Here is a 12,775-nt window from a genome sequence, read left to right as displayed (position 1 = left end):
ATAACAATCTTTCCGGGTATATTTAGATTCGTATTGCTGACGGGCGCTTGCGCCTGCAGCAATACATTTTAGCTTTTAAGATGAAGATATTTCTTTCTTTGCCTTTTTTCTGGATACTGGGAACCGCCATAGCTGCCGGGCAGCAAGCGAGCCAGATACGGCTCAATCAGCTTGGCTATTATCCCCGATGTCCCAAGGTGGCCCTTGTTGCGGATGCCGGGACGGCGAAGTTCTTCCTTCGCGATACGCGAGATGGAAAAGTAGCTTATTCAGGTGCGTTAAACAAGCAAAAGCAGAATGGCGAATCAGGCCAGGGTATGAGTCTGGCCGACTTTTCCTCATTCACGCGACCTGGTCGCTATGAGTTGTCAATCCCCGAAGCAGGTACCTCCTATCCTTTCTCCATCGGTGCCGGCGTTTACAAAGAGCTTGCTTCCGCATCCGTTAAGGCCTTTTATTATCAGCGGGTTTCTGAAGCGTTGTCTGCGCCCTATGCCGGTAAGTGGGCGCGTGCAGCGGGGCATCCTGATACCAGTGTGCTGATCCATCCCTCTGCCGCCTCGGAGGGCAGGCCTGCAGGAAGCCGCATCTTTTCGCCCGGAGGCTGGTATGATGCAGGCGATTACAACAAATATATCGTGAACAGTGGTATTACGATGGGTACTCTTTTGTCGTTGTGCGAAGACTTTCCTGATTATGTCTCCGGCCTTGATCTGAACATTCCCGAAAGCAATAACCGGCTTCCTGATATACTGGATGAAGTACTGTGTAACCTTCGCTGGATGCTGACCATGCAGGATCCCTCCGACGGAGGCGTGTATCATAAGCTGACCAACGCCGAGTTCGATGGTATGGTCATGCCGGGCATAACAAAGGCTGACCGCTATGTGGTGCAAAAAGGCACAGCAGCGACACTTGATTTTGCGGCCGTAACTGCCCAGGCCGCCCGGGTGTTGAGAAAGTACGGGAAGGAGTTGCCGGGCCTGTCCGATTCCTGCCTGAAGGCCTCGGTCCGCGCGTGGGGATGGGCGCGCAGCAAGCCCGCCCTGCTTTACGATCAGGAGCGCAACAATACTCTTTACAAGCCGGCAGTGAACACGGGTGGGTATGGTGATCGTGATCTGAGTGATGAATGGATATGGGCGGCTGCTGAGCTTGCGGTTACCACAGGCGACGATGCCTACTACCGTGCTGTAAATTTCTTTCCCGATGAAAAGATGCCCTTGCCGTCCTGGGGTAATGTTCGCCTGTTGGCTTACTACACGCTCCTCCGAAGTCGGGCTAAGCTTTCCCCTGCCATTCAGGTCGGCATTCCTGACCTCAAAGTCCGGCTTCTAAAGTTGGCTGAGCAGCTCCTGGCTGCCGCGCGTACAAGTCCCTTTAAAACTCCCATGGGAGGCACTGATCACGACTTCATCTGGGGAAGCAATGCCGTCGCAGCCAATCAGGGTATCGCGCTGATTCAGGCCTATCTCAGAACCGGGGCGAAGAAGTATCTTGATGCCGCAGCTGCTAACTTAGACTATCTGCTTGGCAGGAATGGAACTGGGTATTCTTTTATAACTGGCTACGGATCTAAAACACCAATGCACCCTCATCACCGTCCTTCTGCAGCCGACGGGATTGAAGAGCCGGTGCCTGGCTTACTTGTCGGCGGACCTAACCCCGGGCAGCAGGATCGGGTTCCTCTTCCTTCTGCTGTTCCCTCAGAGGCTTATGCTGACGATGAGCGGTCGTATGCTACCAATGAAATCGCGATTAACTGGAATGCTCCTCTTGCTTATCTGGTAAATGCCCTGGAGGCCTTGCAGTATAGGTCGGGGTATAGCCCGGCAAGTAAGCAGGCATTTTAATGGCTCCGGGGATGAGCCCTGCCAGTGTGCTGCTGAATTTCTAGTTTAAAAACTTTATTTTGTTACCTGTTAGATAGTGAGTATCATGCTGATCCTGATAAAAAGCTTAATGCAACTTAACAATGCCCGATACAGAGCAGAGCGTTCCTGGCTCCAAAAAATAGCACTCGTTCTTGCATGGAGTATTGTTCCTTTATCCTCTTTTGCTCAGTCTGTTCCTGGTAAACTTTGTCTCTGGTTTAACCGGCCGGCGGCTGATTGGAATGAAGCGCTTCCGGTTGGTAATGGCAGCCTGGGCGCCATGGTGTTTGGCGGCGTATCATCTGAGCGGCTTCAGCTGAATGAGTCCTCTGTATGGACTGGTAAGCCGGCCGACTTTGTCAATCCTGAGGCGAGGAAAGCTTTGCCAGAAGTTCGTAAACTGCTTTTTGAAGGCAGGTATGCGGAAGCGCAACGGCTGGCGCAGGAAAAGATGATGGGCGATAAGAAAGTGCCGAGCTCTTACCAGACCCTCGGCGACCTGTCGATGGAGTTTTCGCTGCCCGGGGGAGAAGTGACGGAGTACCGCCGGGAGCTGGACCTGGAGGCTGCCATAAGCTCAGTTTCGTTCACCGCGGGAGGCGTTCAGTTCAAGCGCGAAGTCTTTTCAAGTTTTCCTGCAAAGGCGCTGGTAGTACGACTTACTGCAAGTAAAGCCGGAGCACTTAGTTTTGCTTTGCAGCTTAGTCGCCCCGGGGGGAAGGCCACTGTTCAGGTGCAGGATGATAAGTTCCTGATGACAGAGCATGTTGGCAACGGAACGGGTGTCCGCCTTGCCGCCCGTATAAACGTGTTGAATGAGGGGGGACTGTTCAGTCAACAGGGAAGGCTATAAAAGTGGAGAAGGCGAATTCGGTGACGCTGCTGCTGACTGCTGCGACCGATTATCGTGGCGGGAATCCTGAAACAGCCTCGGCTTCCTCGATGGGCCTTGCCGTATCCAGGAACTTCGAAGAACTTAAACGGGAGCACATAGCCGACTATCAGGCGTACTTCAAAAGGGTGAGCATCGATCTGGGAAGCTCTGATGCGGTCTATTTTCCTACCGACAGCAGAATTGCTGCCATGCAGGCTGGCAATACCGATCCCGCCCTGATTGCTCTGTATTATCAGTTCGGTCGTTATTTGCTTATCAGCAGTTCCCGGCCCGGCGGGCTTCCAGCCAACCTTCAGGGGATTTGGGCAGACGGACTGACACCGCCCTGGGACGCCGACTACCACATCAATATCAATATTCAGATGAACTACTGGCTGTCGGAGACAACGAATCTGAGCGAGCTTCATCTGCCCTTTCTCCAGTTTCTGAACGAACTGCTGCCGGATGCGCGGAAAACCGCACGCGACATGTATGGACTGAAGGGAGCGGTGGCTCATTTTACCACTGACGCCTGGCATTTTACCGAGCCTTATGGGCAGACGCAGTGGGCGATGTGGCCCATGGGCCTGGCATGGAGTGCACAGCATCTCTGGGAACATTACGCCTTTACCGGCGACAAGAAATATCTCCGCGAACTTGGCTATCCGGTTATGAAAGAGGCTGCGGAATTTTGTGAAGGATGGCTGGTGGAAGATCCTCAGTCGGAAAAACTTGTATCGGGCCCCTCCATCTCCCCTGAGAATACTTTCAGGACGAAGGGGGGCGATGAAGCGACCATGGTGATGGGCCCTACAATGGATCACATGATCATTCGGGACCTCCTCAGGAACACAATAGCGGCTTCAAAAGTGCTCGGCACAGATGCGGCGCTAAGGGGCCGGCTGGAGAAAATCCTTAGCAGGCTGGCCCCTACCAGGATCGGCAGTGATGGAAGGATCATGGAGTGGACAGAAGAATTTGAAGAGCCCTCGCCCGGGCACAGGCATATTTCACATCTGTTCGCGCTTCATCCGGGAAATGAGATCACGTCGCAACAGCCCGAACTGCTGGCAGCTGCCCGGAAGACCATTGATTACCGGCTCTCTCATGGCGGAGGTCATACGGGCTGGAGCAGAGCCTGGATCGTTAATTTCTTTGCCCGACTGGGGGATGGACAGGCTGCTTACGAGAATCTCAACGCCCTCCTGCGCAAGTCGACCCTGCCCAATCTTTTTGATACTCATCCTCCTTTCCAGATCGACGGGAATTTTGGAGCTGTCTCGGGTGTCACCGAAATGCTGATGCAAAGCCACACAGGGGAGGTCGTTCTCCTTCCCGCCCTCCCCGCTGCCTGGAGCAGAGGATCTGTGCGTGGAATTGTGGCCAGAGGAGGTTTTGAAGTCGATATCGCCTGGCAGGAAGGCAAGCTAAAGCAGGTGAAAGTCCGCTCGCGGCTGGGTAATCCATGCACGCTCAGGTGGGGTGACAAAAAGATCAGCATCCCCACCGGAAAAAACGGAGAGTACCTCTTTGGTGGGGACCTGCAGAAACTCTGAGCAGTTAGTGCCTGCTTTTTAAGATGAACCTTGCATTAAAGCGCTGCCCCGGCTGGTCGCTGTTTTTATAGAAGATCATTTTGAAATTGACGAAATTGGAACTTTCCTGAAAGCTTACGGTGTGCCCGTCTTTTGCCCAGAACTCGGAGATATCTCCGTCCATGGGCTTGCTGTTTCCGGCCGAATATCCCGCGGGGTAGGCGTTAAATCCCGACTCGTTGGTGCCCGCCATATGGCTCCATCTTGTTTGGGATAAAAGCTTTTTAAGTGGCTCGGGGTTAAGAACGGTGAAATCGTTAAATGCCACGCCTTGTGATTCTGCCAGTTCCTTAAAGTCCTCAAGTGTGGGAAGCTCCCAGCCGGCAGGCAGAGGAACAGATTTTATTTCGTCGGCAGTATAGTACTTTCCATACTCAGGCCTGCTATTCGCCTCATCATAAGACATCCCTCCCGGCCCTTCATAGTTCGAAGCGGTCCATATCTGTTCTCCGATTGCAACCGTGCGGTACGCCTTTCCCGCTATTTCAATCTGATCCGGGATTGCAGGACCCTCTTTTTTCTTTTTCCTGCAGGCGGGGGAGAAGATAATAAGTATAAGACTTACAAGGATATAAGAACGTGTTTTCATATCTGCAAAGACGGAGCTTTTATGCAGGATGTGACAAGACGACTAAAAAAAGAGCGGGCAGCAGATTTCAATATAGGTTAACAAAAGTTCCCCTAAATATTTACATTTATTGCACCTGTTTCTATAGTCGCTGCAATATTTTTGAAACACTGTTTCGTGTTCCCTGAGGCGACCGGAACTTTAACCAGAAAACTATACCAGATAATCAAAAAGATCAATGAAAACCAAATTTACGAGACTTTTTTTATGCACTGCTCTGGGGCTCCTCCTCGGAACAGGAGCGCTCAGGGCTCAGGACACTGACCCTTCTGTCGAAGCCAAGGTCGAGGACCTGATTAAAAAGATGACACTGGAAGAGAAGATCGGGATGATCCATGCCAATTCTTCCTTTACTTCTGCAGGAGTGCCCCGGCTTGGGATCCCTGAGATGGTCACCTCTGACGGCCCTCATGGCGTGCGACCAGAGCATGGTCGGGACTGGACGCTAGATAACAAGGGGAACGACTCCTCCACCTACCTGCCCGTCGGTATTACCCTTGCCTCCACCTGGAACCCGGAGCTTGGCTATGCGTTCGGCTCAGTGCTGGGCAGTGAAGCTAACTACAGGGGGAAAGACGTGATCCTCGGCCCGGGCATTAACATCATGCGCACTCCGCTGAACGGAAGGAACTTCGAATACATGAGCGAGGACCCTTACCTCATCTCCAAAATGGTAGTAGGATACATCAAGGGCGTGCAGGACCAGGGCGTGTCTGCCAGCCTCAAGCACTTCATGGGAAATAATCAGGAGATAAGAAGGGACGGTATTAATGTGGAGATAAGCGAAAGAGCCTTACGTGAGATCTACCTGCCCGGCTTTAAAGCTGCCGTGGTAGAAGGGAACGTAAACACCGTGATGGGTTCGTATAATAAATTTCGTGGCGAGTATTGCACGTATAACGACTATCTGGTCAATAAGATACTTAAGGGCGAGTGGGGATTTAAGGGTTTGGTAATGAGCGACTGGGGTGCCATTCATAGTACAAAAGAAGCTCTTTTAGGGGGAGCCGATCTGGAGATGGGAACCGACCTGTCTATGCTTCCCAATCCCGACTACAATAAATTCTTTTTTGCTGATCCTGCCCTGAGGATGGTGAAGAATGGCGAAATAAAGGAAAGCGTGATCGACGACAAGGTCAGGCGAATCCTGAGGGTGATGTTCAAGACGCACATGTTCGACAAAAGGAAGCCGGGAAGTTACGCCACCAGGGAGCATTTTGATGTAGCAAAGAAAGTGGCCGAGGAAGGAATCGTTTTGCTGCAGAATAAGAAAAATGTGTTGCCTTTTAACAGGAGCAACCTGAAGACCATAGCGGTAATTGGAGCGAATGCTAACCGCGAGAACGCAATGGGAGGGGGAAGTTCTCAGATCAGGCCTCCTTATGAGGTGACTCCTCTTCAGGGGCTGCAAAAGCTTGCGGGTACGGGCATCGGCGTGCATTTCGAGCAGGGCTATGCCATCGCAAAAGACGCCAAGGCTGATCCCGCTCTGATTGAGAGGGCCGTACAAGCTGCTAAAGCAGCAGACGTGGCTGTAATAGTTGGAGGCTGGACGCACGGCTATGACTACAGCAAGTGGAGCGACAACGCCTACGATACTGAGGGGTACGATAAACCGGATATGAAGATGCCTTTTGGTCAGGATGAACTCATCACTGCTGTGGCAAAAGCAAACCCTAATACCGTTGTGGTACTATATGGCGGGGGACCGATCGACATGACTGCCTGGGTTAACAAGGTGAAAGGCATCATTCAGGCCGGCTATCCGGGAATTGAAGGAGGGACGGCCCTTGCCGAAATACTGTTCGGCGATGTGAATCCATCCGGAAAACTTACCGTAACATTCCCAAAGACCCTGGGAGACTCGCCCGCACACAAACTGGGTGAGTATCCGGGCGACAGCATAAACGTTCGCTACAACGAAGATATCTTTGTCGGGTACCGCTATTTTGATACATACAAGGTGGCGCCTCAGTTTGCTTTTGGACACGGCTTGTCTTATACTTCCTTCGAGTATGGGAAGCCTGCTGTAACAGTCAATAACGGCCAGGTGCGCGTAACAATGAGCATCCGTAACAAGGGGAACAGGGCAGGTGCAGAAGTGGTGCAGCTGTATGTGAAGGATAAGAAAGCCGCGGTGAAACGTCCGGAAAAAGAGTTGAAGGCTTTCAGCAAGGTCATGCTGCAGCCGGGAGAGAGCAAGTCAGTAAGCTTCGATCTGAACAAAGACGCTTTCAGCTACTTTGATGACAAGCAAATGCAGTGGGTGCAGGAGCCGGGTGATTTTGAACTTCTCATCGGAAGCTCATCCCGTGACATCAGGGCAAAAGACAAAGTTACGCTTTAAAAAAAGGCTGCCTGCGCTAATTGGTAAGCAGGCAGCCTTTTTTAGCTCTCTTAGCTGCTACTGAGCAGCCAGCCGCACATATTTTTCTATGTTCACCCTTTCAGTTCCTGTGCCCGGCACTTTCTCGGTACCTTCCTGTATAAGCGTATCCCCTTTCATCTTTATTTTAAATTCAAACGTATTTCCTTCCCACTCTCTTGCACTGCAGTATTCCAGTCTCTCGCTATAGCGATCACCGTTAAGAGAATACGTTCCGCCCCCTGATACAAATACAGGCGAGGGACCTTTCCCTTTTGTTAAGTCGTGCTGAAGAAAGGCGAAGTGGCTGTCGTTGATCACTTTGATGAAGGAGATCCCCTTCGTATAGTCGGTAACACTTGTATCTCCCTTCTCAATTAATGTACCTTGCAGGAGTTTCCATGTACCGCTAAGCTGGCCGGGAGAAGAGTCATGCTTTTCAGTTTTGCTGTTTGTACAGCTCTGATAAGCGAAGGTCAGGCAGATGACAAGAAGAACAACATGTTTCATAAGTTTAAAATTGCTAGTCTGACCCTAATATACAAATCTTAACCCAGTATCAGGAAATGCCCGGCGAACGCCCTCACCTAAAGGGGTACAAGAGGGACATAAAGCGGGAAAATATGCGTTTAGACAACTTAGGCGCGGAAAATAATCTTTAGAAAAATGAAAAACGGCTTTTTAAAACTAAGAAATATTCCTACTTTAACCCCCGGAAATGTTTCTTTTACACTTATAGACTAGATGGCTTCCTGTTCCGCTGAAAGCCCTGACTTCGGGAAGAAAAAATAAGCTGACAGAGCTTTGTAAAAGTTCATATCTTCCCCTCCTTGTCTGGTGAATGAGTTTTGACGGTCAGCAGGCAGATGAAAGGCAAAATAACTATTGAAACGATAATAAATTATAAGATTAGCAAACCTGAATTCAATGAACACGCTGGAAACGAAAGATTACATTATCTTCTTCATCTACTTTGTGATGGTCGCCGGTTATGGCTGGTGGATTTATAAAAAGAAAAAGTCGGAGAGCACTGCCTCCAGGGATTACTTTCTTGCAGAAGGGTCTCTAACGTGGTGGGCGATTGGCGCATCCCTTATCTCTTCTAATATTTCGGCAGAGCAATTTGTCGGGATGAGCGGATCCGGCTTTAAGATCGGGCTGGCGATCTCCACCTACGAGTGGATGGCTGCTCTTACCCTGATCATCGTTGCTGTATTCTTCATACCTGTTTATCTGAAGAATAAGATCTATACGATGCCGCAGTTCCTGCATCAGCGCTATAACGGAACAGTGGCCATGGTAATGGCCGTATTCTGGCTCCTGTTGTACGTGGTTGTTAACCTCACCTCTATATTGTATCTGGGTGCTATTGCTGTGAGCGGTGTGTCGGGTATAGACCTTACCTGGGCGATGTATGGCCTGGCATTCTTCTCAATTATTATTACTCTGGGAGGAATGAAGGTGATTGGCTATACTTCGGTGGTTCAGGTGTTCTTCCTCATCCTTGGAGGACTTGCCACTACATATATTGCTCTTGACCAGGTAGCAGATCATTTTGGTACTCCTGGTATTCTTGCAGGATTCCAACAGATGATCCATCGTGCTCCTGAGCATTTTGACATGATCCTTCCGAAGTCGAATCCCAACTATCTTGATCTTCCGGGTCTTTCTGTACTGATCGGCGGTATGTGGATCGTGAACCTGAATTACTGGGGATGTAACCAGTACATCGTTCAAAGAGCTTTAGGCGCAGATTTGAAGACTGCCCGCACAGGGATCCTGTTTGCGGCTTTTCTTAAGTTATTAATGCCTGTTCTGATCGTTGTTCCTGGTATCGCTGCCTATGTTCTCTATCAGGAAAAGTCGGGTACGTTTACGTCAATCTCTAATCCTGACAGCGCTTATCCTGTTCTGTTGAATCTGCTTCCTGTTGGCTTGAAGGGCCTTTCATTCGCCGCCCTTACAGCAGCCGTAGTAGCCTCCCTTGCCGGTAAGGTGAACAGTATTGCTACCATTTTCACCCTTGACATTTACAAGAAGGTGATCAACAAAGAGTCAAGCGAAAAGAATCTCGTCGTGATTGGAAAGATCACGGTTATCGTTTCCACGATCCTGGGCGTGATCATTGCCCCGCACCTGGGAATGGATAAGCAGGGCGGGTTCCAGTACATTCAGGAGTACACCGGTTTCGTATCTCCAGGTATCTTTGCGATGTTTATCCTCGGCTTCTTCTGGAAGAGAGCGACTTCAAATGCAGCTCTTTTCGCAACGATAGGCGGCTTTGTGTTCTCGGTAATACTGAAGTTCCTGCCAGGATGGACAGATCTTAGCTTCCTGCATCCGATTGGTTTTGCAATTCAGAACCCATCTTCAGGACTGTTTGAAATTCCGTTCCTTGACCGTATGGGTATCGTATTCGTGATCTGTATGATTGGTATGTACCTCATCAGTGCCATTGAAACGAGCAGAGGTGTAAAACCGGAAGCACTGGAAATAGATACCAAGATGTTCAAAACCAACCCTGGCTTTGTTGCCGGCTCTTTGCTTATTACCGGTATCCTGGTGGCTCTTTACACCATATTCTGGTAACAGACTTCAATTAATACAATAAAAAAAGAGAGGACCGCGCGACCGGCGGTCCTCTCTTTTTTATTGCCATCCTGTCTATTTCTTTTCCTTATTTACGATTCAAGGGCTGGCTGGCGTTCAAGTCTTTTCCTGATCAGCGCCCGTCCGGCGAGCAGGCAGCTGTAGCTGATTCCAGAACAGATAGCGATCAGCGCGGCCATCGGAATAGCGGTCCCATTATGAAGATAACTGACTGCGGCCGAAGCAGCAGCTGCAATCACCATCTGCAGACTTCCGGCGAGAGCAGATGCAATTCCTGCGTTTTGTTCAAACGGCTCCAGCGACAGTGCCGTCGAATTTGGAAAGGCGAAGCCCTGCATCATCAGATAAATAAAGATCAGGACGAAAGTGGGGACGCTCCCAATGAAGCCGGCTGCTGTCCCAAGAAATAAGACGATGCCCGACAGACATTGAAGAGTGGCGGCGACGACCACAATGTCGCGACTGGTTCGTCTCTTCAAAAGAAGGCGGTTGATCTGGCTGGCCAGGATTAAACCCGCGGCATTCATTCCAAATATCCATCCATACTGTGTATCTGAGACCTTAAAGAGGGTCATAAACACAAATGGAGAGCCGGAGATATAGGCAAACATTCCGGCAGAGGCAAATCCGCTCACAATAGCATAGGTGAAAAACAAGGGTTGTTTCAGAACTACGTAGAAGCGGTTTAGCACCGCCGCAGGATATAATCTGACGTCAGGATCGCCGCCCTTGCTTTCGGGAAGGAACCTGATGGTAGCAGCTAACAGGAGGGCAGCAATGAAGGTAAGCAGAAAGAAAATATACCTCCATCCCCAGGCCTCTGCCAGGAAGCCGCCGAGCGTTGGCGCCACGATAGGAGCGACTCCCATAATCAGCATCAGCATGGAGAAGATTTTAGCCGTGTCCGAAATGGGAAAAATGTCACGCACCATGGTCCTGCTGATCACCATGCCCGAGCAGCCCCCGAGTGCCTGAAAGAAGCGGAGGACAATGAGCGCGTTCACAGAGCTGGTAAGCGAACATCCGAACGATGCGAGCAGATATACCGCCAGCCCGGCAATGAGCGGGATCCGCCGGCCATATCGTTCGATTATCGGGCCAAAGAAAAGCTGTCCGGCCGAAATGCCAACAAAGAAACTGGTAAGAGAAAGTGCTACATGGGCGATGTCTACGTGCAGATCGCGCGCAATAGATGGGAAGCCCGGGAGGTACATATCAATAGACAGTGAGCCGATCGCTGTGAGGGCTCCGAGTGTAGTAATAACAGCGGTCTGATTTTTTACCATATCTTAAACGAAGGGCCGGCGAAGGCCGGCCCTAGCTGTTTATACAAGTGTACGTTATGATCGTTTTTGCTTAGTCAGGAAAAACTTTCCTGAACTGTGTTCTCAAACGGAGGTGAATTTGCCTGAGTGTGCTTTATTGAGACAGAAACTTAACGAAGCGATCTCACCGAGATCTTTGAAAACAAATATTTGATCTCAATAGAAGTAAACAGACTTTCAAATCAGCTTTCACTAGCTGCGCACGGACCTGAAATGAAAGTGCGCGAAAAATTCTTTATCGCCTTTTTTAGCCAGGGTATTGATCTCGCAGCCAAAACCATATTAATAAGCGCAAGAAACCGGCATAGTTCTAAAAAAACATTCATGAGCTGCACTGGCAAACTGGGATGAGTGTGCTTGAATGTTCTTTGCGACCTTAAAGAACAAATACGCTTTCACAAATACTTTAGCGTCGGGCCCATAAGTTCAGCTGCAAGCGCAAGACGAGTGCCTTTTTCCTGGCATTGAGAGACAGGCACGATTCCCCTGGCATTTAGAATACGCCCCGGATGAGGGGACGAATTTTTGTCTGGTACAAAGAGGCCAGTGCCGCGTGTTGTTCGCTGCTCAGAGAGGGCAGGGAAGAGGCACTCATGTTACTTTCTGCCTGCTCAGGCTTTGATGCTCCGGGAATAACGGTTGTTACCGCAGGGTGATCAAGTATCCAGCGCAAGGCCCACTGTGCAGTACGGGCATCCGGAAAAATATCAGCAATTTCGCCGGCAAGTTCAACCCCTTGTTCGAAGGGTATCCCAGAAAAAGTTTCGCCAGCATTAAAAGACTCCCCATTTGCGTTGTAGTTGCGATGATCGCCGCTTGAAAAACGGGTGTCCCTGGTGTACTTGCCGCTCAGCAGACCGCTGGCCAGAGGCACGCGGACAATCAATGCCACGCCTTTTTCTTTTGCTTCTTCAAAGAAGTCATCGGCATAGTGTTGCCTGAACAAATTGAAGATGATCTGCAGTGCCGAAAGCCCTTCCTGCTGAAGGCAGATTTTTGCTTCCTCTGCCGTTTCCACGCTCACCCCTCAATGCTCAATCAAACCTTCCTTTTTGAATCTATTCAAATGCCCGAAAACCTCACCCTTGCGAAGCTCCTCAGTGGGGATGCAATGCAGCTGTTCCAGGAACAGGGAGGGAAGATCCAGGTTAGTGAGCGACGACTCCAGATGCCTTCGCATCGTGTCGTAGGAAAAGTTCTGGGGCCATCCGTTCTGCGCATCCTGCCGGCGGCCCAGCTTGGAGGCTACATAAAAGCGGCCACCTGCTGATTTAAGGAAACGTCCGACGGTCTTTTCGCTTACGCCCATGCCATACACGTCGGCCGTGTCTATGAAGTTCCCGCTCAAAGCCGCAAAGCGATGCAGAATGGAGAATGCCGCTTCTTCATCCACGTTTCCCCAGTCTGCACTGCCCAGCTGCCAGGTGCCCAGTCCCACTTCTGATACTTCCTCGTTCTTGAATTTTCTGTATTTCATCCTATAAGAGACGAGTGTCACCCACGT

At 50.3% G+C, this 12,775-nt stretch carries 8 protein-coding genes and 1 pseudogene; 5 read left to right on the top strand and 4 right to left on the bottom strand.

What is annotated here, in order from left to right; translation table 11 throughout:
• Positions 1–80: 80 nt before the first annotated feature.
• The 3 genes from ACES2C_RS04320 (at position 81) to ACES2C_RS04310 (ending at position 4,304) form a co-directional block, all read left to right on the top strand.
• Positions 81–1,853 carry a glycoside hydrolase family 9 protein gene (locus tag ACES2C_RS04320; RefSeq protein WP_374165776.1) on the top strand — a complete coding sequence of 591 codons (1,773 nt, stop codon included), beginning with the start codon at positions 81–83 and terminating at the stop codon, positions 1,851–1,853.
• A gap of 109 nt (positions 1,854–1,962) precedes the next feature.
• Positions 1,963–2,727 carry a glycoside hydrolase N-terminal domain-containing protein gene (locus ACES2C_RS04315; RefSeq protein WP_374165775.1) on the top strand — a complete coding sequence of 255 codons (765 nt, stop codon included), beginning with the start codon at positions 1,963–1,965 and terminating at the stop codon, positions 2,725–2,727.
• Positions 2,728–2,729: 2 nt separating this feature from the next.
• On the top strand, positions 2,730–4,304 hold the full coding sequence (locus tag ACES2C_RS04310; protein WP_374165774.1) for a glycoside hydrolase family 95-like protein: 1,575 nt from the start codon (positions 2,730–2,732) through the stop codon (positions 4,302–4,304).
• 4 nt (positions 4,305–4,308) lie between these two features.
• Here the strand turns inward: ACES2C_RS04310 and ACES2C_RS04305 are convergent, their stop codons facing one another.
• Positions 4,309–4,932 carry an FISUMP domain-containing protein gene (locus ACES2C_RS04305; protein WP_374165773.1) on the bottom strand — a complete coding sequence of 208 codons (624 nt, stop codon included), beginning with the start codon at positions 4,930–4,932 and terminating at the stop codon, positions 4,309–4,311.
• Positions 4,933–5,149: 217 nt separating this feature from the next.
• Between ACES2C_RS04305 and ACES2C_RS04300 the strand changes: the two genes are divergently transcribed.
• Positions 5,150–7,318: a glycoside hydrolase family 3 C-terminal domain-containing protein gene (locus tag ACES2C_RS04300; protein WP_374165772.1), complete on the top strand. Its 2,169-nt coding sequence runs from the start codon at positions 5,150–5,152 to the stop codon at positions 7,316–7,318.
• A gap of 57 nt (positions 7,319–7,375) precedes the next feature.
• Here ACES2C_RS04300 and ACES2C_RS04295 read toward each other — a convergent pair whose 3' ends face one another.
• Entirely contained in the window at positions 7,376–7,846 is a 471-nt protein-coding gene (locus ACES2C_RS04295) for a hypothetical protein (RefSeq protein ID WP_374165771.1), read from the bottom strand.
• A gap of 417 nt (positions 7,847–8,263) precedes the next feature.
• Here ACES2C_RS04295 and ACES2C_RS04290 point away from each other — a divergent pair, with 417 nt between their 5' ends.
• A complete protein-coding gene (locus ACES2C_RS04290; RefSeq protein WP_374165770.1) occupies positions 8,264–9,925 on the top strand; it encodes a sodium/sugar symporter in 1,662 nt (553 codons plus the stop codon).
• A gap of 92 nt (positions 9,926–10,017) precedes the next feature.
• On the opposite strand, the gene ACES2C_RS04285 is transcribed toward ACES2C_RS04290, so the two are convergent.
• A complete protein-coding gene (locus ACES2C_RS04285) occupies positions 10,018–11,232 on the bottom strand; it encodes a multidrug effflux MFS transporter (protein WP_374165769.1) in 1,215 nt (404 codons plus the stop codon).
• Between the two features lie 532 nt (positions 11,233–11,764).
• Positions 11,765–12,748: pseudogene (locus tag ACES2C_RS04280) on the bottom strand (aldo/keto reductase).
• Positions 12,749–12,775 lie beyond the last annotated feature (27 nt).

This window comes from Arcticibacter sp. MXS-1 (genome assembly GCF_041902385.1).
Classification (GTDB): domain Bacteria; phylum Bacteroidota; class Bacteroidia; order Sphingobacteriales; family Sphingobacteriaceae; genus Arcticibacter.
This window is presented reverse-complemented; position numbering and strand designations above follow the sequence as displayed.

Bases quoted from the DNA above. Each gene is read 5' to 3' on its own strand.
- ACES2C_RS04295 (WP_374165771.1), bottom strand. From the start codon at position 7,846: ATGAAACATGTTGTTCTTCTTGTCATCTGCCTGACCTTCGCTTATCAG.
- ACES2C_RS04305 (WP_374165773.1), bottom strand. From the start codon at position 4,932: ATGAAAACACGTTCTTATATCCTTGTAAGTCTTATACTTATTATCTTC.
- ACES2C_RS04315 (WP_374165775.1), top strand. From the start codon at position 1,963: ATGCAACTTAACAATGCCCGATACAGAGCAGAGCGTTCCTGGCTCCAA.
- ACES2C_RS04285 (WP_374165769.1), bottom strand. From the start codon at position 11,232: ATGGTAAAAAATCAGACCGCTGTTATTACTACACTCGGAGCCCTCACA.
- ACES2C_RS04300 (WP_374165772.1), top strand. From the start codon at position 5,150: ATGAAAACCAAATTTACGAGACTTTTTTTATGCACTGCTCTGGGGCTC.
- ACES2C_RS04320 (WP_374165776.1), top strand. From the start codon at position 81: ATGAAGATATTTCTTTCTTTGCCTTTTTTCTGGATACTGGGAACCGCC.
- ACES2C_RS04290 (WP_374165770.1), top strand. From the start codon at position 8,264: ATGAACACGCTGGAAACGAAAGATTACATTATCTTCTTCATCTACTTT.